This is a genomic window from Prevotella pectinovora (assembly GCF_041323955.1).
Taxonomy (GTDB): Bacteria; Bacteroidota; Bacteroidia; order Bacteroidales; family Bacteroidaceae; genus Prevotella; species Prevotella pectinovora.
In genome coordinates, this window is sequence record NZ_JBGLIV010000001.1 from 1,893,473 (window position 1) to 1,917,090 (window position 23,618).

General features: G+C 45.6%; 22 protein-coding genes and 1 tRNA gene. 19 read left to right on the forward strand and 4 right to left on the reverse strand.

Annotated elements, in window-relative coordinates; genetic code table 11:
- Positions 1–265: 265 nt before the first annotated feature.
- Positions 266–1,402 carry an AAA family ATPase gene (locus ACDC99_RS07535; protein WP_370756476.1) on the forward strand — a complete coding sequence of 379 codons (1,137 nt, stop codon included), beginning with the start codon at positions 266–268 and terminating at the stop codon, positions 1,400–1,402.
- A 133-nt stretch (positions 1,403–1,535) separates the two neighbouring features.
- On the opposite strand, the gene ACDC99_RS07540 is transcribed toward ACDC99_RS07535, so the two are convergent.
- Entirely contained in the window at positions 1,536–2,738 is a 1,203-nt protein-coding gene (locus tag ACDC99_RS07540; protein ID WP_370756477.1) for a pyridoxal phosphate-dependent aminotransferase, read from the reverse strand.
- A gap of 522 nt (positions 2,739–3,260) precedes the next feature.
- Here ACDC99_RS07540 and ACDC99_RS07545 point away from each other — a divergent pair.
- The 9 genes from ACDC99_RS07545 (at position 3,261) to ACDC99_RS07585 (ending at position 9,995) form a co-directional block, all read left to right on the forward strand.
- Positions 3,261–3,348, forward strand: a tRNA-Ser gene (locus tag ACDC99_RS07545).
- A gap of 275 nt (positions 3,349–3,623) precedes the next feature.
- The gene (gene menA / locus ACDC99_RS07550; protein WP_370756478.1) at positions 3,624–4,553 is read left to right on the forward strand and encodes a 1,4-dihydroxy-2-naphthoate octaprenyltransferase; all 930 of its coding nucleotides are present in this window, start codon (positions 3,624–3,626) and stop codon (positions 4,551–4,553) included.
- 357 nt (positions 4,554–4,910) lie between these two features.
- Positions 4,911–5,495 carry a type IV toxin-antitoxin system AbiEi family antitoxin domain-containing protein gene (locus tag ACDC99_RS07555; RefSeq protein ID WP_370756479.1) on the forward strand — a complete coding sequence of 195 codons (585 nt, stop codon included), beginning with the start codon at positions 4,911–4,913 and terminating at the stop codon, positions 5,493–5,495.
- Positions 5,492–5,788 carry a nucleotidyl transferase AbiEii/AbiGii toxin family protein gene (locus ACDC99_RS07560; RefSeq protein ID WP_370756480.1) on the forward strand — a complete coding sequence of 99 codons (297 nt, stop codon included), beginning with the start codon at positions 5,492–5,494 and terminating at the stop codon, positions 5,786–5,788. Before ACDC99_RS07555 ends, ACDC99_RS07560 begins: the two co-directional genes overlap by 4 nt.
- Entirely contained in the window at positions 5,763–6,026 is a 264-nt protein-coding gene (locus tag ACDC99_RS07565; RefSeq protein ID WP_370756481.1) for a hypothetical protein, read from the forward strand. The genes ACDC99_RS07560 and ACDC99_RS07565 overlap by 26 nt, the downstream gene beginning before the upstream one ends.
- 667 nt (positions 6,027–6,693) lie before the next feature.
- Complete coding sequence (locus ACDC99_RS07570; protein WP_370756482.1) at positions 6,694–7,890, forward strand: GIY-YIG nuclease family protein; 1,197 nt, start codon at positions 6,694–6,696, stop codon at positions 7,888–7,890.
- 194 nt (positions 7,891–8,084) lie between these two features.
- On the forward strand, positions 8,085–9,029 hold the full coding sequence (locus ACDC99_RS07575; RefSeq protein ID WP_462686420.1) for an IS982 family transposase: 945 nt from the start codon (positions 8,085–8,087) through the stop codon (positions 9,027–9,029).
- Positions 8,989–9,444: a zinc-ribbon domain-containing protein gene (locus ACDC99_RS07580; RefSeq protein ID WP_370756484.1), complete on the forward strand. Its 456-nt coding sequence runs from the start codon at positions 8,989–8,991 to the stop codon at positions 9,442–9,444. The genes ACDC99_RS07575 and ACDC99_RS07580 overlap by 41 nt, the downstream gene beginning before the upstream one ends.
- A gap of 77 nt (positions 9,445–9,521) precedes the next feature.
- Positions 9,522–9,995: a hypothetical protein gene (locus tag ACDC99_RS07585; RefSeq protein ID WP_370756485.1), complete on the forward strand. Its 474-nt coding sequence runs from the start codon at positions 9,522–9,524 to the stop codon at positions 9,993–9,995.
- A gap of 86 nt (positions 9,996–10,081) precedes the next feature.
- Here ACDC99_RS07585 and ACDC99_RS07590 read toward each other — a convergent pair whose 3' ends face one another.
- Positions 10,082–10,579, reverse strand: coding sequence for a hypothetical protein (locus tag ACDC99_RS07590; protein WP_370756486.1), 498 nt, complete (start codon positions 10,577–10,579; stop codon positions 10,082–10,084).
- 1,065 nt (positions 10,580–11,644) lie between these two features.
- Between ACDC99_RS07590 and ACDC99_RS07595 the strand changes: the two genes are divergently transcribed.
- Both ACDC99_RS07595 and ACDC99_RS07600 read left to right on the forward strand, forming a co-directional pair.
- Positions 11,645–12,208 (forward strand): hypothetical protein, encoded by a 564-nt coding sequence (locus ACDC99_RS07595; RefSeq protein WP_370756487.1) that lies wholly within the window; start codon positions 11,645–11,647, stop codon positions 12,206–12,208.
- 267 nt (positions 12,209–12,475) lie between these two features.
- Positions 12,476–12,901 carry an N-acetylmuramoyl-L-alanine amidase gene (locus ACDC99_RS07600; RefSeq protein WP_042519966.1) on the forward strand — a complete coding sequence of 142 codons (426 nt, stop codon included), beginning with the start codon at positions 12,476–12,478 and terminating at the stop codon, positions 12,899–12,901.
- A gap of 304 nt (positions 12,902–13,205) precedes the next feature.
- On the opposite strand, the gene ACDC99_RS07605 is transcribed toward ACDC99_RS07600, so the two are convergent.
- On the reverse strand, positions 13,206–13,346 hold the full coding sequence (locus ACDC99_RS07605; protein WP_370756488.1) for a hypothetical protein: 141 nt from the start codon (positions 13,344–13,346) through the stop codon (positions 13,206–13,208).
- Positions 13,347–13,790: 444 nt separating this feature from the next.
- Positions 13,791–14,270 carry a dihydrofolate reductase gene (locus ACDC99_RS07610; protein WP_022317550.1) on the reverse strand — a complete coding sequence of 160 codons (480 nt, stop codon included), beginning with the start codon at positions 14,268–14,270 and terminating at the stop codon, positions 13,791–13,793.
- 469 nt (positions 14,271–14,739) lie between these two features.
- Between ACDC99_RS07610 and ACDC99_RS07615 the strand changes: the two genes are divergently transcribed.
- The 7 genes from ACDC99_RS07615 to rfbB all read left to right on the forward strand — a co-directional run bounded on the left by ACDC99_RS07615 (position 14,740) and on the right by rfbB (position 23,518).
- Entirely contained in the window at positions 14,740–15,249 is a 510-nt protein-coding gene (locus tag ACDC99_RS07615; protein WP_288762281.1) for a flavin reductase family protein, read from the forward strand.
- A 13-nt stretch (positions 15,250–15,262) separates the two neighbouring features.
- Complete coding sequence (locus ACDC99_RS07620) at positions 15,263–17,293, forward strand: DNA topoisomerase 3 (RefSeq protein ID WP_370756489.1); 2,031 nt, start codon at positions 15,263–15,265, stop codon at positions 17,291–17,293.
- A gap of 136 nt (positions 17,294–17,429) precedes the next feature.
- Complete coding sequence (porE, locus tag ACDC99_RS07625; RefSeq protein WP_370756919.1) at positions 17,430–19,487, forward strand: PorE family type IX secretion system protein; 2,058 nt, start codon at positions 17,430–17,432, stop codon at positions 19,485–19,487.
- Between the two features lie 162 nt (positions 19,488–19,649).
- Positions 19,650–21,023, forward strand: a complete 1,374-nt coding sequence (locus tag ACDC99_RS07630; protein ID WP_370756490.1) for an MATE family efflux transporter — start codon at positions 19,650–19,652, stop codon at positions 21,021–21,023.
- A 32-nt stretch (positions 21,024–21,055) separates the two neighbouring features.
- Positions 21,056–21,688 carry a cytidylate kinase-like family protein gene (locus ACDC99_RS07635; protein ID WP_288309730.1) on the forward strand — a complete coding sequence of 211 codons (633 nt, stop codon included), beginning with the start codon at positions 21,056–21,058 and terminating at the stop codon, positions 21,686–21,688.
- A gap of 10 nt (positions 21,689–21,698) precedes the next feature.
- Positions 21,699–22,187 carry a metallophosphoesterase family protein gene (locus ACDC99_RS07640; protein ID WP_370756491.1) on the forward strand — a complete coding sequence of 163 codons (489 nt, stop codon included), beginning with the start codon at positions 21,699–21,701 and terminating at the stop codon, positions 22,185–22,187.
- A gap of 182 nt (positions 22,188–22,369) precedes the next feature.
- On the forward strand, positions 22,370–23,518 hold the full coding sequence (gene rfbB, locus ACDC99_RS07645) for a dTDP-glucose 4,6-dehydratase (protein ID WP_042519959.1): 1,149 nt from the start codon (positions 22,370–22,372) through the stop codon (positions 23,516–23,518).
- Positions 23,519–23,618: the final 100 nt, after the last annotated feature.

Here is a 23,618-nt window from a genome sequence, read left to right on the forward strand (position 1 = left end):
CAGGGGGGAGATTTTGAGCATGAAAATGGTGTTTTTCTGACCAAAAATCACAACACGCCCGTTTGGAAGTGCAGACTGAACGAATGATGGATTTCAATTCGTTGTGAAAGCCGTCTGAGGCCAGAGCTATTAGATGTGATGCGCACTTCAAATCACTCCAAATGTCGGATGAGCCAACTTTCTGCCCTTTTTCTTTTTAATATCCAAGAAATAGTCGTACCTTTGTCATTACAAAAAAGTTGTAACATAAAACATGTAATGGCGTATGACACTAAGTTACAAGAAATTAGCGAATCCTTTCGTCTATCAAGGTTATGAAAGCCCTGAGTATTTTTGTGATAGAGAGGCAGAAACAAAGACTTTACTTTCCCACTTGAAGAACGGAAGAAATACTACCCTCATCTCTCCTCGAAGGATTGGCAAGACAGGACTTATTAAGAACACCTTCTACCATCTCAAGGAAGAAGAGAATGATGCCATATGCCTATACCTTGACATTTTCGCCACCAAGAACTTGAATGATTTTGTGGAGCAACTTGGCGTTATGGTCATCAACGACATTGTGCGCAAGAACGCCTCATTCTTCGAGAAGACCATTGCTTTCTTCAGTGCCTTACGCCCAGTGCTTAGCATGGATCCATTGACAGGCGAACCGAGTGTCTCCATCACGGTGGAACCAACACAAGAAGATATTACTATTCGTAGCATCTTCAATTATCTCAACGAGAGTGGCAAAGAAGTATATATCGCCATCGATGAATTTCAGCAGATAGCTGAATATCCAGAGAAGGGAACGGAGGCTTTGCTTCGCTCCTACATTCAGTTCGCCCAACATGTACACTTTATCTTTTCTGGCAGCAAACAACATTTGATGGCAGAAATATTCGGCTCGCCAAAACATCCATTCTACCAAAGCACAGAGATGATGGGCTTAAAGCCACTGAAATGCGACATTTACTATAACTTCTGCCAAAGCTTCTTTAAGCAGAAAGGTGGTGACTTATCAAAAGAGATTTTCGAGCATATCTATCAGCAGTTCGATGGGCATACTTGGTATATCCAATGCATTATGAACCGCCTTTACGAATCAGAAAGCCAAGTCGAAAACATGTCGCAAGTCAATGCCGCTCTCCTTTCCATCCTTGAGGGAAGAGAACCGCAGTATGAGAGCATGACGCAGTTCTTTACAGAAAATCAGTTTGCTCTTCTCAAAGCCATTGCCAAGGACGGCATCGTTGCACAACCAACAGCAGGCAAGTTCATCAAAGGTCATAAATTGAGCGGAGCCAGCAGCGTAAAGGCTGCTCTTAAGATTTTAGAAGACAAGGAATTGGTATATAGAACCAATGACGGCTACCACATCTACGACAGATTCATGGATCTGTGGTTAAAGAGAATATAAACAAGAAAATAATAACATGAAGACCTCTTTAGATTTTTTCGACCATATAAATACCCCATAACCTCCTATCCACAACTGTGAGGAAATTATGGGGATATTAATATAGTATAGTTCCGAAAGGATAGATATGGTTTTATTCCTCCACTCTGCCGGGATAAGCCTCGAGGGCCTTGCGCAATACGATGATCGCACGCTCCATGTCTTCCTTCTTCAATACGTAGGCGATTCTTACCTGGTTGCGGCCGGCACCTGGGGTGATGTAGAAGCCGCTGGCAGGTGCCATCATGACTGTCTGGCCCTCGTAGCTGAACGAAGAGAGACACCAGCTGCAGAACTTGTCGGCATCGTCAACCGGCAGCTTCGCCACGGTATAGAAGGCTCCCATCGGTGTGGGAGAGAATACTCCGGGGATGTCGTTTAGTCCGCTGATGAGACAGTTGCGGCGCTCCACATATTCGTCGTACACCTCACGGAAATACTCGTCGGGAGTGTCCACCGAAGCTTCGGCGACGATCTGGCCTACGAGAGGAGGCGACACGCGGGCCTGGCAGAATTTAATCGCCGTGTCTCTGATTTCCTTGTTTCTGGTGACAAGGGCTCCGATACGCACTCCACACTCACTGTAGCGCTTGCTCACGGAGTCGAGAATCACCACGTTCTGCTCTATTCCCTCCAGACTGCCTGCGCTGATATACGGGTTCTCAGTATACACGAACTCGCGGTACACCTCGTCGGAGAAGAGGAGCAGGTCGTGTTTCTTCACCATGTCTCTTATCTGGTCCATCTCCTCTGGAGTATAGAGGCTTCCGGTGGGGTTGTTAGGGTTGCAGATGAGGATGGCCTTGGTCTTCTCGTTGATGAGTTCTTCGAATTTCTCCACTGCCGGCAGTGCGAATCCGTCTTCAATCTTGGTGGTTATCGTGCGCACCTTGATTCCTGCCGGGATGGCGAAGCCGAGATAGTTGGCATAGAGAGGTTCGGTGAGAATTATCTCGTCGCCCGGGTCGAGACAAGCCATGAATGCTATCTGCACCGCCTCGCTTCCGCCGCAGGTTATCACGATGTCGTCCGGCTCCACGTTGATGTCGTATTTCCTGTAGTATCCGGCGAGCTTCTTTCTGTAGCTCAGATAGCCCTCTGGAGTGGAATATTCCAGGAGCGTCCTGTCGATGTTTTTCAGAGCGTCGAGTCCCACCTGCGGTGTAGGCAGGTCTGGCTGTCCGATATTGAGGTGATACACCTTCGTTCCTCTTTCTTTCGCTGCGGCAGCCAGTGGAACCAGCTTGCTGATTGGAGATTCAGGCATCTCTTGTCCGCGCATTGATACTTTACTCATATCTTTTTTGTTTTTTATGATATTTGATATTAAATCCCAAACGGTCATCACGCCGTTCGATGTAATATTATATAACAGCGTACAGCCTTGCCTCTGTCAGCCATCTGCCGCAAAATGCCGATGGTATCAAGTGTGTGTGTCTTGAAGTGAGGAGACTGGTTCTGTCACCTGTAGTGTCGCGTTTTTCTTTTATTAGATACAGCCCTGAACGGTAATTATGCCATTCAGGGTCCAGCCCAGAACGGTAATTTTGCCGTTCAAAGTTTATACAGGGCAAAGATACGATGTTTGTATATGATTATCAAGTTTTTTCATGAAAATATTTGAAAAGCAGTCAGAAATCATCTGCCGCCTCTTATACTCCGGAAACCTTTTATGCCCTCTCCCACTCCATCCACGGCAGGGGCATGAAGAAAAAATGTGAACGCAAAATGCGGTTATGTCATGCAAAAGTATTACCTTTGCAGCAGAAAAGCGACTCCAGACCGCATTGGAGTCTACATCAGCCTCAAAAAGAAAAAAGGAAAGGTGCTCGAGTGGCTGAAGAGGCACGCCTGGAAAGCGTGTATACGTCAAAAGCGTATCGGGGGTTCGAATCCCCCTCTTTCCGCTATAAGTCTACAGACCGGCAAGCGATGAAGCCCGATGGTCTGTAGACTTTTTTCGTTATCAAAGTTAATTTCAATGAAGTTCTTGTAATTGGCTTTTGCAAATTGACGGACCTTGGCAGTATGTTTTGCTCGACAAACTCCATGAGGTCGAGGCTTACGTTTCGTGTATCCATAATTGAATGATATAGATATTAACTTGCAAAATCAGTTTATTATGGCTAAATTTGCAAGAAACAATTGATAAAAAGACCAATAACAGATTAAAACAAATATAATGGATGAAACAAATGTAAGGGTTAATTCTCTTAAGGCTTGGATTCTTGCCGCACGCCCCAAGACGCTCACCGGTGCTGCCGTGCCCGTTATGATAGGTATTGCCTGTGCCGTGGCTATGTATGGATGGTGTGGAATAAGGGTTGTGCCAGCTGTGTTGTGCATGCTGTTTGCTTTGATAATGCAGGTGGATGCCAACTTTATTAACGACTACTTCGACTTTATGAAAGGTACTGACGACGAACAACGTCTTGGTCCGAAGCGTGCCTGCGCACAAGGATGGATAACGGCATCGGCTATGCGTAGTGGTTTATTCCTTACTACTCTCTTGGCTTGCATCGTTGGACTGCCTCTGGTATATTATGGTGGTTGGGAGATGATAATGGTTGGACTGGCATGCGTTGTCTTCTGCTTTCTGTATACCATATCGTTCTCGTACATCGGACTTGGCGATTTGCTTGTGCTCGTATTCTTTGGTATTGTGCCTGTTTGCATGACCTATTGGCTCACGGCTCCTCCTACCGCGCTTACGTCTATTCCGTTTGCCGTGGTATTGATGTCGATAGCTTGCGGACTGATTATTGACACATTGCTCGTGGTGAACAACTATCGTGACATCGAGAACGATAGGCGTGCAGGAAAGCTTACGCTTATTGTGCGCATTGGCGAGCGCGGCGGACTGGTTTTGTATCTTATGCTCGGACTTGTAGGCACCATTCTGGCTATTGTAGGTGTTGTGTTACTCGATTGGCACGACGGACAATGGACACAATCGCTATTAATTATATACACGCCATTCCATACATGGGCGTTCAACGAGATGCGATATATAAGGAAAGGTGCCGAGCTTAACCGTGTGCTTGGAATGACGGCACGCAATATGTTTATATTCGGATTGCTTGCATCAGCTGCCCTTGTATTTGCCAACTGATGACAAGCCGACTGTGTCAACTTTTTCCTGACTTCGTCATTGCGTCACCCAAAATCAGGTGACGCAAAGATAAAAATATTGTTTATCAATCACTTATAAAATAAGTGTTTCTTGAGTGACAAGTCAGGAGAACATAAACACCCGATTTCTGTACCATTATATACCTGTTTTGGGGCAAGTAGCGTGCCCAATGTGGGCAAGCTGCTTTCACACTTGGGGCAAGCACGTTGCCCCAAGTGGGCAGAATCCGTAAATGTAAAATGTTACGGATATCATTTGTATTCTCCGTAACTTTTAACACAAAACGTTCTTTATTCTCAACAAGTAGTTGTATCTTTGAACGCAAATAAGAATAACATGGATAAAAAAACAGTCATTGACACGCTACAACAGCAAGGTGGATTCATAACCACGGGTGAAGTGAAAAGCCGTGGTGAATATGAGCAGCTTCGCCGTGCAATAGAAGATGGAACGCTTGTGCGGCTTCGTAATGGTGTCTATGTGGAAATGTCAGCGTTGGCAAACAACATGATAGATGTGGAACGTATAGTTCCGCATGGGGTGCTTTGCCTGTATAGTGCTTTTGCTCATTATGGACTTTCCACACAAGTGCCTTCCGCTACTTGCATAGCCATTGAAGCCAAGCGAAAGGTGCGTTTGCCAGACTATCCTCCTATTGACCTCTATTATTGGAAAAAGGAGAATTTGGAGTTTGGTATAATCAAAAAGAGTATATCTGGCTATGATGTACTCATTACAGATATGGAGCGAACGGTCTGTGATGCTGTAAAGTACCGAAACAAGATAGGGCTTGATGTGTGCGGTGAGGTGATAGACAACTATCTCAAAAAGGAGAACCGCAATATATCTCTACTCCATGAATACGCACAGAAACTAAGAGTGAAAAATATATTGACTACATATTTGGAGACAAGACTATGACAAAGAATATAGGGAAGTCCATTAGGACACGCTTGCTGAACCTCGCCAAAGAGGAGAAGCAAGAGTATATGAAAGTATTGGTTAGGTACTTGCATGAACGCTTGTTGTTCCGTATCTCTGCAAGTCCTTACAAGAGCCACTTTCTTCTGAAAGGCAGTTCGCTGTTGTTTGCCTTGGATGGGTTCAAGGCTCGTCCAACCATTGACATTGATCTGTTGGGAGAACGCATCAACAATGACAGAAATAACCTAAAAGAGGTTTTTCAATGTGTATCAGTTGTTCGCCAACCATGAGATAGACAAGGAACTTCTTGCGGAAGCCATTGTCGGTACGTTTAAGAACAGGAATACTCCTTACCGGGAGAACCTTGCCCTTTTCACAGACAAGTTTGCAACGGATGCCACACGCAATATTTGGTGGAAAGCATTCTTGAAAAAGATACGTTGGAAAGAACAGATAGACTTTTCAGTTGTGATGAAGTGCATCAAAGAGAACCTACAGGCATATTGGAACAAAGAAACATTAGGATGATAGCGAAAGGGCACATTTCGTACTTGTATTGATACATATGCTAACCATTTTGGCTGCAAAGATACAAAAATCAAGTCTGTTGACTCAGAAAACCTCTGTAACTAACTATATTTCAATTATTTCAAAGAACGCTTGGCGATTTTTAGTGGACAGCAATGGAGATAATGATTGAATTATTGGAATATTGATTTAGTATATAGAGCCTCCATATAAGGCAAGGTGTTTAGTATTGTTAATTCAAAGGTTAAGAATATATAAAGTTTCAAATTATCCTTGCAAATGTATATAATACTTTTCTATTAATAAGAATATATGTATAGTTTTATTTTTTGTTGCGAAAACAAATAATATTATTACAAAACATTTAATTTGTTTGATTATAATCTAATCTTAACCAATAGTTCCTTATTCCCTCAAGGAAACCTCTTGATAAATAGTCATTTGGCTGTTTGAAATATAAACGCTATATTTACAGCAAAATATTTAATAAACGCAATGGCACACAAAGAAAATCAAAAGGCATTCGTAGTTACATTTCCACTTCGTACCGAGAAATGGCAGGAGGATAGGATTGACAAATAATAACGAATGACCATAATGTTCAGATTGAATTCAAAATAAACTTTTAAAATTGGACTAAATTAATAATTCTTTTAAAATAGATTATATGGTAGAAGTGATAAAAACTCAACTTATGGATGGTGATGTTTATGGACGTAGAATTCTTACGATGCAAACTCGTTCTGTAACATTAAGCGTATTTCCCAAAAACAATATAGAATCCTATGGTGGTGATTCTGTACTTGAAATGCATTGTGTATATTTTTTATTAAATATTCACAAAAAACAAATATATATAGGTAAGACTGAAAATTTTCTTAAACGATCAATAGATCATAAGTATAACAAGAATTTTTGGGATACTCTATTCGTTTTTACATCTCCAGAATTTAAAGAAGATCCTTATTTAATTGATGATATTGAAAAAGTGGCTATATCGGAGATAAAGCAACAGGTTGAATGGTCTTATGATAATATAAGAAATGAAAAAGACGAAAAAATAGAAAATAATAGAAAAGAAATATGTGATAAATTTTTCGAAATTATAAAGGTTTTATCACATATAGCAGGTTGTCAAGCTTTTTCACCTGAAAGAATAATACCAACCTCTGAAAATAACCATACTAATAGAACCAAGCGAAAAGAGTTCTCTCCTAATCGGACGAAAGCACAAATGTTCTGTTTGGGAGAATCAGAAATCGTTAATGGTGTAGGAAATTTGCTAAAAAGTTTTGCAAACCAATATATGAATTTGCAGAAAGATTTATCTATTGAAAAATTTGTGGAATTATTCAATGATAAAGCACATAACGAACAGCCATTTTATGCATTTGAGGAAACTCTCTTGAATACGAAAACAGAGAAATTATATAAAGCTATAACGATAAATAGACAAAAGTTTTTTTATTTAAGGCAGCGAAAAAATATAGGGTCTTTGTTGTGTCAAGTAATGACAGAAATGGGAATAGTTACTAAACAAGTTGACCCCAACAACATTGTTTATCCATCTGGCATATATAAATTTAAATCACCACGTGCTAATATAATTGCAGAGATTATGCCATACTCTAATGACATAATAGTAAAGAAGGAAAGTTATAAAATTGAGAAGAATATTAATAGAGAAGAAAAATTTTTCCCACATGAAGTAGACACTCCATATAAAACTTTCAATCAAATATGTGATGCATTTACAAACTCTAGTGGTTGTAACTTTAAGAAAAACGTTATTTTCCAAGATGGACGGAATGTATCTGAAATTGATCATCAACTGCTGAAAGAACAAGCTCAACAAAATAAATAAAGATAATCGTATCAACAATGTGAGGAGGTAAATAACGTGAGTCCGACGAAATATAAGTGCTTGAAAATTTGGTGATTAGCGAAAATTGTTGTAACTTTATAGTGTGAAATACAAAGAATTACAAACAATAATCGCTATGATCACCGAGGACAAAGTTTTTCACTTCGTTCAAGGAAACTCCAGAATTATTTTGTATTGCAGATGATTTTTGCAAGTTATTTGATGCCATGATGGAAAAATATACACTGAAAGCAGATAAGAAACGGCAATATTACCGCAAGTCAACCATGTCAAAGGCAGAAATTATGGTAATCATGATACTGTTTCATGATTCAGGCTACCGTTGCCTGAAACATTTCTATATAGAAAAGGTATGCAGACATATGCGTCACCTCTTCCCGAAAGTTGTCTCATACAACCGATGGAGCAGCGAGAGCAGAAGCCAAACTTGTTTGGATTATGCCGAGTCGCGACAGAGGAAGACGATATTCAACCGATTCGTGGAACTTGAAAAGGAAGTAGCCATCCCTTTGGCTCTATTCATCAAGAAGGTGCTGCTCGGAAAATGTACTGGCATAAGTTTCGTGGATAGCACTCCCCTTAGAGTATGCAGGAACCAGAGGATACATATCCACAAGGTATTCAAGGGCATTGCGCAAAGAGGCAAGTGCTCCATGGGATGGTTCTTTTGCTTTAAGCTGCATCTGATATGTAAGGAGAGGGGTGAGTTGCTGAACTTTATGATAACCCCGGGAGATGTGGATGACAGGAAACCATTGGAATACAAAGCCTTCGTAGAATTCGTATATGGCAAGCTGGTCGGAGATAAAGGGTATATCAGTAAGAACCTTTTCCAACGCCTGTTCGTGGATGGCATACAGCTTATCACCAAACTTAAAAACAACATGAAAGGTGCATTGATGAGCGTGTCTGACAAGCTGCTGCTTAGGAAACGAGCAATAATAGAAACGGTAAATGACGAGTTGAAGAATATTGCACAAGTGGAACATTCAAGACACAGGTGCTTTGACAATTTCATCGTGAACCTGCTTGGAGCTATCGCTGCTTATTGTATGTTTCCTAAGAAGCCGTGTATCAATGTACAACGTACAGTTGATACACAGCTTTCATTGTTTTGAATTCATCGAACTCACGTTATTTAATAATAAAGAAGACGATTTTCAATGGTTACTCAACACACTTTGCACAGAATGCGATTTGCCCTATGTCGTAGTGGATATCCGAAAAGACACCCCAGCTATATTGGAACGTATGATATTAATGCCAATTGAAACGTCATTAGAAAAGAAAGCTCCTCATTGTATTCCTTATTGGGATCAAAAAGAAAATGGAAAGATTACTCCTGCTGTTATTGGCTACACCAGTAGTCATATCATGAATTGGTGTTGCCCGGAATGTAAGCAGAGATGGAAAGAAAAAGTATCAAATGTTACCCATAGAGTTTATCCTTGCAAAAGGTGCGGTAAAAACAAAATAGGTGCTTCTATCTCAAAATCAAAAAAAGAACTATTCGCCAAAAAGAAGAAAATATAGATTTGAATATGAAATAGAATTGAACAGGAGTAATAGAAAAAACTGAATAAAACAATATAAAAACTTATAACAAAAATATGGGAAGAAAAACAAATGAAGTAAAAGCAAAAGAACGATTCTTTAGGATTCTTTTGAGTGCCGGATTCACAGACATCACCAAAAACTTTTATAAAGAAAAAGGTTATTCAGAGGAAGTCCTTGCCAATTACTCTGAAGTCATAAAACGTGCCTTCCAGAAAGGAAAGTATATAATTAATTGCGACTATGGAGTTGCAAGAATTTTGTTTGACTGGAGTAGGGAACCTATTGGCTTTGAGAGAATCAGCGACAAATTGATAGCGTTGACCATTTATCTTTCTACTTTAAAATCTAAGAGTAGTCGAACAAAGTTTGAAGTATATCGCAATTCAGTAAAAGACTTAAACGATATTTATGATGCTGTGATGACATCATATCCCTATAGAAGAATGTCAAAAGTCCAAAAGGATTCGATAGAAGATGCTCGCACTCAACTACCGAAATTATTAGAATTCGTTGAATCGTTTTCGTAACAAGAGAGAGACATTTTTTAGTTTTGGGCTATATAGAAAAAGTGGTGTAGAGGATTTCTACACCACTTTTTCTACTCTATATCAAACTACAACTCATTATTCCATCTATTATAATCAACCCATGGAACCGTTGGGAATATTTCTTTTATGTTATCTTCTGTGATTTGAATTTCAATTTCTTCATCGCTTCCCATGTAAACGATAGTGACAGCAAACGGAACTGCTCTTGTGTTCTTGTCAGTAGCGGTTATCACACCACTCGCCCATCTGCTATATGACTTTTTAACCTCAAATGGACCAGTCATGTCCAGTCTTTTCGGCTTTATGTATTCCTTACCTTTGAAAATGAACCCTCTATCTTTTCCAGAAATGACATCATCAACTGCATTAACAGCATAATACCAGACCTTTACATACTTCAAAGGTTTATCTGAAGTGTTCTTAAATTTACAATCTATAGCCTTACGACCTCTAAATGCACCGAAAGGTTCGTCTTTGATAAACTTAAACTTAGAAAACTGTACTTGTGACATTGCTGATAAAGCAAAAATGCCAAAGAGGAATGCTAATAATGTTCTTTTCATAAAACCTATAAATCTATTTGTTAATAATTATCATAGATTCATAAAAAAGAAGTGAGGCTCCACCTATCAAATCCAAAGTGAGGCCTTCGACTGCCCGAATAAAAGATAAGATAGACGAAAGCCTCACCTTGACCGTATATCGGGTTGTGATAATACAAAGTCAAGGGAGTACTTCCTCTACTAGTCCTGCTGCTTGTTTGTGAAGTTGTCGAAGTTTCACTGAACAGATTCAAGTATGGAATGCACTTCCAAATTATGTCTGCAAACGCTATTATGCGAATGCAGGTGTAAAATTACTAAAAAAATATGGATTTTCAACGGTTTATGGGCTTCATGAAGCGAAAAAACATGAAATTTAACGCTATATTGCCATTAAATGGCAGAATACGGCTGACATTGTGGCAATTCTTATCGGTTTGAAGCAAGAAACGGTGATATTAATGTGCCGGAAATGTGCACGAGAGAATTGTGGCACGATGATTGCATCTTTCCGAAGAGGAAGACGGCAGAAACAGCGTTTCTTGCATTACTCCATACGATATGGTGCACGAAACGCTGTTTTTGTGTCCTGACGGGACTGAGCGAATGTGGAAACAATGTGTCTGGCTGATTCCAAACAGTATTAGTTAACGGAAACAATGTTGTGGTGGTATCAGCAATATGTCTGGGGCGACGGCGACAGCGTTTCCACATTAGTACAAGGCATATGGAGCTACTACAAACCACCTCACATCACCCACATTTTTTGTAATTTCGGTGTAACAGAAGGTTAAATACGTTAAATCTCACGCTTTTCGTATCTAAACAGAATCCACACAGTCACTTTTCTACTGTTTAGAGCGTATAATACTGATAATCAACTAATAATAGACACGAGGGTTGTTATAACATCCCGTTAGTGCGAATCAGTAACAAATCGGCACCGCCGTCCCATTGCATGACGACTTTATCATACATTATGGACAAGAAACAGACGGTAATCGACTTTTTCGGTTGCCACTTTATTATATTGTAGACAAATAACCAGAATTACTCAATATAATAACCAGAATCACTTAATAGATTATGACGAGACTAATGACTACAATGACTGCCACTGCCACGATGGCGGCGGAGGCGATGCAGGTGGTGAAAGACCTGAGATGGATGATTGTGTGCATAGCGGTGCTGATAGTGACCGACCTGTGGTTCGGCGTGTCGGAATCGCAGAAACGGAAGGTGCCCATCAGACTGTCGAGGGCTGGCAGACGCACCTGCAACAAGCTGATAGACTATTTCGCATATCTCTTTTTCGGTGCGATAATGGGAATGGCAATCTTCGAACCGCTGGGCATCGCCAACCACACCACCACGGCGGCAGCAGGACTGTCGCTGGCTTGCGTGTGGGAGATGGACAGCATCGTGAACCACGTGCTCGCGCTGCATGGCTATGCCGGCAGGTTCTCGCTCATGCGGCTGGCAACGGGATTTCTGAAGCGAAAGGACAACGCACTGGGCGAGACGCTGGAGGAGAGTCTGAAAGAGAACCGGAAGGAGAACAGAAAAGAAAACCATGAGGAGGACGCGAAAGAAAATCGGGGGAACAGGAATCAGGAGGAGAACAGGGACAAGGACCTGGATGGAGAATGACAGTAAGGATAAACCCAAAACGGTCATTAGGCCGTTCAATGTATTATTTTAATACCGCTTGCAGTCTTTTGATTTTTATAAGGCGTCTTTCGTCTGTTTTTAATTCGCAATAGCTTGCTATTACTCATTAAAAGCCAAACAAAATCCATCCTTCTAAAAAACAAAATCCAAGCAAGCCCTAACGACCGATTCGGGATAATCAGAAAGGAACATGAAGCTTATCCTACTACTACAATAATCACACTAACAAATAATCAAAACATTATCATGAGAAACATCAAGAGAATTTTTATCCATTGCACGGCGAGCAGCCGCAAGACGAGTATTGAACAGTTGCTGGCAGAATTCAAGAGCCGCGGATGGCATGCACCGGGCTATCATTATGTGGCGATGCCAGACGGCAGGATGGTGAAGCTGCTCGACGAGGAGAAGGTGAGCAACGGAGTGAGGGGCTACAACCAGTCGGCGATAAACATCGCCTACGTAGGCGGCATCGACGCCAAAGGCAGCCCTACCGACAACCGCACGATAGAGCAGAAGGCAGCCATCGTACACCTGCTGATAGAACTGAGGAGCCGTTACCCCAACGCCCTCATCATGGGCCACCGCGACATCTGGGGCGCCAACAATCCCAAGGCATGGCAGAAGGCATGTCCGTGTTTCAATGCAACGAGGGAGTATGGGGCGATTTAAACCCATTCTTCTGAAAAAACAAAATCCAATCAAGCCCTAACGACCGATTTGGGTAAAAAGAAATCATCCTGCATACGAGCGGCGACAGGCATCGTCGCATCGCAATGCAGGATGATTTCTTTTTCTGTCCGTTAGCATCCGGATTATGTCCCTATCTCTTTATCATCTTGAAGGAGCGTGTCTTGCCGTCGGCAAACGTCTTCACCACTACGTTTACGCCCTTCTGCGGAGCCTGGAGCCGTGCGCCGTCAAGGCTGAATTACCTTCTTCTTTCCCATGATGTAGACGCCGCTCTTGAGATTCTTCACATTGTCGCCGGTTTGAACACGTATGGAGTGTTCTCCTTCAAGTTCTTCCTGTCGGAGATTTCGCTGAAGTACACCTTGTTCTCTATTTCGTCATATTCCTTGAGCTGCCAGTATTCGCCGTCAGGGTATTTTGCCACGTCCGGCAGGACGACAGTAGTCCATTCACCTTTTTTGAAGGCGTTGCGTCTTACCTTATTTTGTCAGAACTGCATATATCGCTGACTTTGTGCATAGACAAGTATTCGTTCCTCTTTCTAAATTCTTCCAATTTCTTCTTTCCGACGACAAAAGTATATATTTATTCCTTATCGTCAAATAGTTTTCTACAAAAATTAACGTTTTAATTGACGATAATCATAATACAAGCACATTTATGCGTTAAAAAGACTACTTTATTGACAAATATACAATAAAGTGTTATCCTTTTATACGATAGTTTGCCCTATTATTCCCCTCTTTTGTTTCTATGATGCGGTGTGTTATTGTTCCAGTTGCAAAGGTAATGCGCAAGGAGCGTATGTCATGGGATTGACTGATGGTTGGGATTAGCTGCCGGATGGGATTGACTGCTGCTTAGAGCATCACTTCACATAGTCTACGAAAGCATAGTCATGCGAATGGCGGTCGTCGGCAGAATGGGCTTCGCGAGCTGCTTCATGCCATGATGAATAATCGGGGAAGAAGGCGTCGGCTCCCTCCGTCTCGGCTTCTATCTCGGTGAGACACAGGCGGTCGGCAAACGGCAATGCCTGCCGGTATACGCTCTCGCCGCCGATGATATATACGTCTTCCTGGGCTGAACAAGACTTCAGCGCCTCGTCAATCGAAGGGTATACGTCGCATCCCGGCAGCTCCGCCACGCTGCGGCTCACCACCACGTTGCGTCTGTTTGGCAATGCTCCTTTGGGAAGCGACTCAAAGGTCTTGCGACCCATCACTATGGTGTGGCCCGTGGTGAGGAGCTTGAAGCGCTTCAGATCGTTGGGCAACCAATACAACAGTTTGTTTTCCTTTCCTATCGCCCTGTTTCTGTCCACGGCGGCAATGATGTTTATTCTCATGTTTTTTTATTTTAGGGGAGACAAAGATAATGCAAGGCGAGAGAAGAACGAAATGAATCCATTCATTTCTTATCCCGAGCCGAAGCTTATCTTATGCAAAGATAATGCAAGGCGAGAGGAGAACGAAATGAATCCATTCTTTTCTTATCCCGAGCCGAAGCTTATCTTATGCAAAGATAATGCAAGGCGAGCACAAAACAAAATGAAAAGACGCAAGACTTTCATTTTTTTGCCGAGCCGCAGCTTATCTTATTTAAAGATAATGCAAATACCTAACATTTTCGCCCAAGCGTGGCAAAATCTCACCAATAATGAGTATTTTTGCAGATTAGAACCGAATCCGGCATTAGAAACCTACTTGGATTTTCGGAACCGGAAAAAGAATATCACGGCATGACGGTCCAACGATGCGACAAGCATCTCAGGTTTTCTGCCGGCATGAACAAAAACAAGACAACAATATAGCAATATGGAAAGAATCGACATGAGAGATCTCAACGACAACGTGTTTGAGACTATAGGCAAGGAATGGATGCTCGTGACGGCGGGCAATGAAGAGAAGTTCAACATGATGACGGCATCGTGGGGATGTCTCGGATGGCTATGGAACAAACCTGTGGCAGTGGTCTTCATCCGTCCGGAACGCTACACCCACCAGTTCATCGAAGAGAACGACACGCTGACGCTGCAGTTTCTGGGCAACAGCGAGAAGGCACGCCAGGCATACAACTTCTGCGGTTCGAAATCGGGAATAGACTTCGACAAGGCACATGAGGCAGGACTCACACCGGTGACACTTGAGGGAGGAGAGGTGACCTTTGAAGAGGCCCGACTGACACTGGTCTGCCGCAAGCTATACAAAGACACACTGAAGGAGGAGAACATGATTGACAAGCAGCTGACGCAATGGTATGGCGAAAAGCACGGCGGATACCACGACGTGTATGTATTGGAAATAACCGAAGCACTGAGAAAATAAGCAGAGCCTACAAATGATAGTTTGCATAGCAGAGAAACCCAGCGTGGCAAAGGACATCGCCAAGATTATCGGAGCCAACAGCGCACACGACGGATATATGGAGGGCAACGGATACCAAGTGACGTGGACCTTCGGACACCTGTGCACGCTGAAGGAACCTGAAGACTACACCGCCCTATGGAAGCGGTGGAGCCTGGCGGCGCTGCCCATGATTCCACAACGCTTCGGCATAAAGCTCATCGACGACAAGGGAATAGCAAAGCAGTTCTCTGTCATCGAGAAACTGATGCAGAATGCCGACGGCATCATAAACTGCGGCGACGCCGGACAGGAGGGTGAGCTGATTCAGCGATGGGTGATGCAGAAGGCCAACGCGAAATGTCCGGTGAAGCGCCTCTGGATATCATCGATGACCGACGAGGCGATTCGCGAGGGATTCGGCAACCTGAAGCCGCAGGACGACTACCAGCCGCTGTATCTCGCCGGACTGAGCCGTGCCATCGGCGACTGGATATTGGGAATGAACGCCACCCGCCTGTACACGCTGAAATACGGGCAGAACAGGCAGGTGCTGTCGATAGGACGAGTGCAGACACCAACGCTGGCGCTGATAGTGAACAGGCAAAAGGAGATTGACAACTTTGAACCGGAGCCTTACTGGGTGCTCGCCACGATATACCGCGACACCACGTTCACGGCTACGAAAGGAAAATTCACCACCAAGGAGGAGGGAGAACAGGCGTTTGCCACGATAGAGGGAAAACCGTTCACCGTAACCGACGTGCAGAAGAAACGCGGCACAGAAGCACCGCCACACCTCTACGACCTCACCTCGTTGCAGGTGGACTGCAACCGCAAATTCGGCATGAGCGCCGACATGACGCTGAAGATAATACAGACTCTCTATGAGCGCAAGCTGACTACATACCCCCGTGTGGACACACAATATCTGAGCGACGACATCTATCCCAAATGCGGAGGAATACTGAACGGCATAAAGGGCTACGACCAGCTCCTCACAGCGCTGAGGGGAAAACCGCTGAAGAAGTCGAAAAAGGTGTTCGACACGAGCAAAGTGACCGACCACCACGCCATAATACCCACCGGAGTGCCGGCACAGGGACTCACCGACATGGAACGCCACGTCTACGACCTGATAGCCAGGCGCTTCATCAGCGTGTTCTATCCCGACTGCAAGTTCGCCACTACAACAGTGATGGGCGATGTGGACGGCATAGAATTCAAAGCCTCCGGAAAACTGATTCTCGATCCGGGATGGAGGGCGGTGTATGCCAAGGACGCTGCCGACAGGCAGACTGCAGACGACGGCGACGCCAAGCCGCAGGACGAGGAGCGCACGCTGCCGGCATTCGAAAAGGGCGAGAGCGGAGAACACACGCCTACGCTGACGGAGAAATGGACCACACCGCCGAAATACTACACCGAGGCAACGCTGCTCAGGGCAATGGAAACGGCAGGAAAGTTCGTTGACAACGAGGAACTGCGGGCGGCGCTCAAGGAGAACGGCATCGGCAGACCATCGTCGAGGGCAGGCATCATAGAGACGCTGTTCAAGAGGCACTATATCCGAAGGGAGAGAAAAAACCTCGTGGCTACGGCTACAGGCATCGAACTCATCGACCTCATCAAGGAGGAACTGCTCAAGAGCTGTGAGCTGACGGGAATATGGGAGAAGAAACTGCGCGACATAGAGCACAAGACTTACGACCCGGCTCAGTTTATCAGCGAACTGAAGGAGCAGATTGCCACCATCGTACACGACGTATTGAGCGACAACTCCAACCGACGCGTCACGATTCTCACTGAAGAGGACCTGAAAAAGAAGACCAAGCGGAAAACTGCCGCCAAACCTAAAGCTACGACGGCAACGAAGTCTGCAGCCAAGCCAGGCGACGCAGCCGGAGTGAAACCGGGCGACGTATGTCCGGTGTGTGGCAAAGGCGTGGTGATAAAGGGAAAGACAGCATACGGATGCAGCAGATGGAAAGAGGGATGTTCTTTCAGACTGCCTTTCGAACAATAAAGCTGCCGATTGCACAATAAAAACGGCAAGTTTGAGTTTTTTCTTATATTATTAAGGAATAAGCATGAACAATATATCAAGGAAATCAAAAAGCAACGCAATGCCCCGTCAGCCTCATCACTATCCGGGATTGAGGATGTGGGCGGCATTGGCTGTTCTCGTGGCTGTTCTCGCCTCCTGTGGCGCCGACCGCAACTTCAAGAAGGGTGAGAAATTTCTCGCTCTTGGCGAATACTTCGACGCTGCGGCCCAATACAAACAGGCATACTCCAAATCGAAACCCAAGGACAGGACGGCAAGGGGTCTCTATGCCATGCGCATGGCATACTGCTACAACCGCATAAACTCCAACGGGAAGGCTATCGCCGCCTACCGCAACGCCATCAGATACGGCGCCGACAGTCTGCAGACGCATCTCGATTTCGCACGTGCGCTGCTAAAAGACGCCAACTACAAGGAGGCGGAGAAGGAATTCCTCCTGGTGCTCGACTCCATGCCAGACAACCAGCTGGCGAAAGACGGACTGCAGTCGGCACGCACGGCAAAGGCTGCAAAGGATGCGGGATCGAGATATATAGTGAAGAAGATGGACATATTCAATTCACGACGTGCCGACTTCTCGCCGATGTTCTGCGGAGACCAGTATGAACAGCTGTTCTTCACCTCTACACGCAACGAGGCGGAGGGCGACGAACTGAGCGGAATAACGGGAACGAAAAACGGCGACATCTTCTATTCGCAGAAAGACGACAAAGGAAAATGGGGACGGCCGCAGACCATCACATCGGGACTCAACACAGAGTTTGACGAGGGTGCATGCTGCTTCTCGCCAGACCAGAGGGTGATGTATCTCACCCAATGCGTGAGCGACCCCTCCTACCCCAGATATGCCACGATAGCCACATCAAACCGTGCTGACGCGGCATGGGGAAAGGCAACGAAGCTGGAGATAACACGCGACACGCTGTCGAGCTTCGCCCACCCCGCAGTGTCGCCGGACGGAGAATGGCTCTACTTCACTTCCGACATGCCGGGAGGAAAGGGCGGACTCGACATCTGGAGAGTGAGAATCACGGCGGCAGGACTGGGAGGAGTGGAAAATCTGGGCGAGCCCATCAACACGGCGGGAGACGAGATGTTTCCTACATTCCGACCAAACGGTGACCTGTATTTCTCAAGCAACGGACATCCGGGTCTGGGCGGTCTCGACATCTTCATCGCCAAGACGGACAAGAGCGGAAAGAAAATCATACTGGAACATCCGGGATATCCGCTGAACTCCCAGGGCGACGACTTCGGAATGACTTTCGAGGGAGCACACAACAGGGGATTCTTCTCGTCAAACAGAGGCGACGGACGCGGCTGGGACCATATCTACAGCTTTGAGAAACCGGAAATAATACAGACCGTCACGGGATGGGTGTATGAGATGGAAGGATATGAACTGCCCGACGCACAGGTGTATCTCGTGGGCAACGACGGCACGAACAAAAAGCTCAGCGTGAAAGGCGACGGATCGTTCACCGAAGTGGTGGAACCGGGAGTGGACTACGTGCTGCTCGCCACCTGCAAGGGATTCCTGAACCACAAAGAGGAGATTAGCGTCAAGCCCACTGCGGAGTCGGAAGACCACGTGCTGCAGTTCCCGCTGGCATCAATCCGTGTGCCGGTGCTCATCGACAACATCTTCTACGACTTCGACAAGTCATCGCTGCGCAAGGAATCGGAAACGGCTCTCGACGAACTCGTGAAACTGCTGCAGGAGAACCCAAACGTGACGATAGAGCTGAGCGCACACTGCGACTACAAGGGCAGCGAGGCCTACAACAAGAAACTGTCGCAGCGAAGGGCTGAAAGCGTGGTGAGATATCTCATCGCCAAGGGTGTGAGTGCCAAGAGGCTCACGCCTGTGGGATACGGCAAGATGAAGCCTAAGACGATAAGGAAGAAACTCACCGAGAAATACACATGGCTCAAAGAGGGCGACGTGCTCACCGAGGAATTCATAAAGAAACTCGACAAGGAGAAACAGGAAATCTGCAACCAGTTGAACAGAAGAACGGAATTCATCGTGCTGAGAACCACCTACGGCATGTTCGATGAAAACGGACAGCTGAAGAATCCGCCGAAGCCTAAAGAGAAAGAAGACGACACAGACGCCAATGGCAACGAAGACATCTTCCTGATTGAATGACGGGACAGCAAGCAACGGAACAACAAGGAATGCTGCCCGACCCAAATCGGGTCATCTGCATCTGACGGCATAATGACCAGTTGGAGCTTAATGATGTTCTCCCCCATTACGGGAATGAATCATGGGATGACTTCATGACATTACAACAATCAAAAGAAGACAATGAACAACAAAGCAACATTAGAATTAGGCAACAAGCCTGTGGGCAAACTGCTCATGCAATATTCACTGCCTGCCATAATCGCGATGACGGCATCGTCGCTGTATAATATGGTGGACAGCATATTCATCGGACAGGGTGTGGGACCGATAGCCATCAGCGGATTGGCGCTCACCTTCCCGTTCATGAACTTGGGAGCGGCTTTCGGAGCTGGCGTTGGTTTGGGAGCATCAACATGCATCTCGGTGAAACTCGGACAGAAAGACTACAACACGGCACAGAGGGTATTGGGAAATGCTGTGACGCTCAACCTCATTATCGGACTGGCATTCAGCATCGTGTCGCTGCTGTTTCTCGACCCGATTCTTTATTTCTTCGGCGCAAGCGAACAGACACTGCCCTACGCCAGAGACTATATGGTGATAGTGCTGCTCGGAAATGTGTTCTCACACATGTATTTCGGAATGAACGGCGTGCTCAGAGCATCCGGAAAACCGCGCCAGGCAATGTATACCACGATATTCACCGTGGTGCTCAACACCATACTCGACCCTATATTCATCTATCCACTGAACATGGGAATACAGGGTGCAGCCTATGCCACAATCCTCTCGCAGATGCTGGCACTGGTATGGCAGATGCGCATATTCAGCAACAAGAACGAACTGCTGCATCTGAAACGCGGAATATACGGACTGAAGAAGGCAATCGTGAAAAACATACTCGCCATCGGACTCTCACCGTTCTCGATGAACGTGTGTGCGTGTATCGTGGTGATATTCATCAACAAGGGACTGCTCATGTATAGCGGCGACCTCGCCGTGGGTGCCTACGGCATAGCCAACAAGGTGTGCTTCATCTTCGTGATGGTGAACATGGGACTGACACAGGGTATGCAGCCCATAGCCGGATACAACTACGGAGCGCAGAAGCTCGACAGACTGATGCGTGTGCTCAGCCTCGCCACAATAGCCGGAACGGTAATCACAACGATTGGATTCCTCGTGGCTGAACTGATACCCGGGCCTTGCGCACGACTCTTCACCACCGACCAGCAGCTCATCGACCTCTCTGTAAACGGACTGAGGATAATGATGGCGGCATTCATGCTCGTGGGATCGCAGATGGTGATAACAAACTTCTTCCAAAGCATCGGAAAGGCAAAGATAAGCATGTTCCTCTCGCTGTCGAGACAGATGCTGTTCCTTTTCCCCATGCTGCTCATACTGCCCAAGTTCATGGGAGTCGACGGTGTGTGGTTGTCGATGCCTATCTCCGACACCATAGCGGAGATAGTGGCTGTGGTGATGATGTATACATACATGAAGAAATTCAAGAAACAACATAATTTATCAATGGCAAACGAAAAGCATTGAAGACATGGATAATATAAAAACGCATAGAAGACATGGATAATATAAAAAAGAACATTATAATAAACGTGGGACGACAGATCGGCAGCGGCGGACGCATAATAGCCAAGATGCTTGCCGACGACTTCAAATGTGGGTTCTACGACAGGGAGCTGCTCACCATAGCAGCAAAAGAGAGTGGATTCTGTGAGAAATTCTTCGAGCAGAACGACGAACAGAAGGGTTTCTTCCATTCGCTGTTTCACATGCACACGCCATTCGTTGGCGACGGCAGCTTCTACGACAACGACTTCTCGCAAGAGGGACTCTTCAAGATGCAGAGCGATACGATACGCAAATTGGCCGACGAGGGGTCGTGTGTCTTCGTGGGCAGATGCGCCGACTATGTGCTCAGAGACTACGAGAATGTGGTGAACATCTTTATCACGGCATCAATAGAAGACCGCATCAGCGAAATCCGCAAGCGCAAGGAATGCCAAGAGGATGAGGCACTGAAGATTATAGAGAACGGGGAGAAATCACGTTCCACATATTATAATTATTATACGGGAAAGAAATGGGGCGACAGCTCGTCGTATGACTTGTGTGTAAACACCTCACTGCTCGGAATCGAAGGCACGGAGGCTTATATCAAGGAGTTCATCGAGAAGGTGCTACACATAGGATGAGGGGCAGGAAGTGAAAAAGATAGGAATAATAAGCGACACCCACGGATATTGGGACGACAAATATCTAAAGTATTTCGATCCCTGCGACGAAATATGGCATGCCGGCGACATCGGTTCGACAGAGGTGGCTGAGAGACTTGCTGAATTCAGAACCTTCAGGGCGGTATGCGGCAACTGCGACGGCGGTGACCTGAGGCTGATGTATAAAGAGAAGCTGAGGTTCAAATGCGAAGACGTTGACGTGCTGATGAAGCATATCGGCGGCTATCCCGGCAACTACGACAGCAGCATACGCTCGCAAATCTACGCCATGCCGCCTCAACTTTTCATCAGCGGCCACAGTCATATTCTGAAAGTGAAATACGACAAGACGCTCGGTCTGCTCCACATCAATCCCGGTGCGGCAGGTCTGCAGGGATGGCACAAGGAGCGCACCATAGTGAGGCTCACCATCGACGGCAACAAATTCAAAGACTGCGAAGTGATAACTCTGGCATAAACTGGCTGAAAACACAGCCGGATAATCTATATCTAGAAAAAACTAGAAAAGCTAGAATGTCTAGAAAGTCTAGAAAGACTAGAAAAGCCAGAAGGTCTAGAAGGTCTAGAAGGTCTAGAAGGTCTAGAAGAACTAGAAAATCCAGCCCACTCAAAGAAAAAAAACAACAAAAAAAACATAACATGAAAACCTATTTAGTAACAGGAGCTGCCGGTTTCATCGGCGCCAACTACATCAAGTATCTGCTTCACCGCAAATACAAGAATGAAGAAATAAAGGTGATAGTGCTCGACCTGCTTACATACGCAGGAAATCTCGGAACTATAAAGGATGACATCGACAACGACCGTTGCATCTTCGTGCGCGGCGACATCCGCGACCGCGAACTTGCCGACAGGCTCTTCACTGAATACGATATAGACTATGTGGTGAACTTCGCTGCCGAGAGCCATGTGGACCGCTCTATCGAGAACCCGCAGCTCTTCCTCGAAACAAACATCTTAGGCACACAGAACCTGCTCGACGCGGCACGCCGTGCTTGGGTGACGGGAAAGGATGCCTCAGGATACCCCACCTGGAAGACTGGCAAGCGCTACCATCAGGTGAGCACCGACGAGGTGTATGGTTCGCTTGGCAAAGACGGATTCTTCACCGAGAAGACGCCTCTCTGTCCTCACAGCCCCTACAGTGCTTCTAAGACAAGTGCCGACATGATAGTGATGGCATACCACGACACCTACCACATGCCGACCTCTATCACAAGATGCTCTAACAACTACGGACCATACCACTTCCCTGAAAAGCTCATTCCGCTGATCATCAACAACATCCTGGAGGGAAAGAAACTCCCGGTATATGGCAAGGGCGACAACGTGCGCGACTGGCTCTACGTTGAAGACCACTGCAAGGCAATCGACCTCGTGGTGCGCCAGGGACGCGAAGGTGAGGTATATAATGTGGGCGGCCACAACGAGATGACAAACATCAACATCGTGAAACTCACCATCAAGACAATCCACGACATGATGGCTGCCGACAAGAACCTGCGCAACATACTGAAGAAACAGGTGAAGGACGCCAACGGCGACATCGACATCAGCTGGATAAACGACGAACTCATCACATTCGTTGCCGACAGACTGGGCCACGACCAGCGCTACGCCATCGACCCTACCAAGATAAAGGAGGAACTGGGATGGTATCCGGAAACGATGTTTGCCGACGGCATCGTGAAGACCATCAAATGGAACCTCGAACACCAGGACTGGATTGCCGAAGTGACAAGCGGCGACTACCAGAAATATTACGAACAGATGTACGGCAACAGATAAGCTGACCGGTCACAACGACGACCGACAAACGTTCTGTCATAAAGACGAAGAACCAATGCACTGTCATAACATCACCGCAAAACGGCGACCGGTCACAACA

Coding starts and splice junctions, on each gene's coding strand:
- ACDC99_RS07540 (WP_370756477.1), bottom strand. CDS start 2,738: ATGAGTAAAGTATCAATGCGCGGACAAGAGATGCCTGAATCTCCAATC.
- ACDC99_RS07585 (WP_370756485.1), top strand. CDS start 9,522: ATGGGAAGAAAAACAAATGAAGTAAAAGCAAAAGAACGATTCTTTAGG.
- ACDC99_RS07535 (WP_370756476.1), top strand. CDS start 266: ATGACACTAAGTTACAAGAAATTAGCGAATCCTTTCGTCTATCAAGGT.
- ACDC99_RS07630 (WP_370756490.1), top strand. CDS start 19,650: ATGAACAACAAAGCAACATTAGAATTAGGCAACAAGCCTGTGGGCAAA.
- ACDC99_RS07570 (WP_370756482.1), top strand. CDS start 6,694: ATGGTAGAAGTGATAAAAACTCAACTTATGGATGGTGATGTTTATGGA.
- ACDC99_RS07600 (WP_042519966.1), top strand. CDS start 12,476: ATGAGAAACATCAAGAGAATTTTTATCCATTGCACGGCGAGCAGCCGC.
- ACDC99_RS07555 (WP_370756479.1), top strand. CDS start 4,911: ATGGATAAAAAAACAGTCATTGACACGCTACAACAGCAAGGTGGATTC.
- ACDC99_RS07620 (WP_370756489.1), top strand. CDS start 15,263: ATGATAGTTTGCATAGCAGAGAAACCCAGCGTGGCAAAGGACATCGCC.
- ACDC99_RS07590 (WP_370756486.1), bottom strand. CDS start 10,579: ATGAAAAGAACATTATTAGCATTCCTCTTTGGCATTTTTGCTTTATCA.
- ACDC99_RS07560 (WP_370756480.1), top strand. CDS start 5,492: ATGACAAAGAATATAGGGAAGTCCATTAGGACACGCTTGCTGAACCTC.
- ACDC99_RS07610 (WP_022317550.1), bottom strand. CDS start 14,270: ATGAGAATAAACATCATTGCCGCCGTGGACAGAAACAGGGCGATAGGA.
- rfbB (WP_042519959.1), top strand. CDS start 22,370: ATGAAAACCTATTTAGTAACAGGAGCTGCCGGTTTCATCGGCGCCAAC.
- ACDC99_RS07635 (WP_288309730.1), top strand. CDS start 21,056: ATGGATAATATAAAAAAGAACATTATAATAAACGTGGGACGACAGATC.
- menA (WP_370756478.1), top strand. CDS start 3,624: ATGGATGAAACAAATGTAAGGGTTAATTCTCTTAAGGCTTGGATTCTT.
- ACDC99_RS07615 (WP_288762281.1), top strand. CDS start 14,740: ATGGAAAGAATCGACATGAGAGATCTCAACGACAACGTGTTTGAGACT.
- ACDC99_RS07595 (WP_370756487.1), top strand. CDS start 11,645: ATGACGAGACTAATGACTACAATGACTGCCACTGCCACGATGGCGGCG.
- porE (WP_370756919.1), top strand. CDS start 17,430: ATGTGGGCGGCATTGGCTGTTCTCGTGGCTGTTCTCGCCTCCTGTGGC.
- ACDC99_RS07580 (WP_370756484.1), top strand. CDS start 8,989: ATGTACAACGTACAGTTGATACACAGCTTTCATTGTTTTGAATTCATC.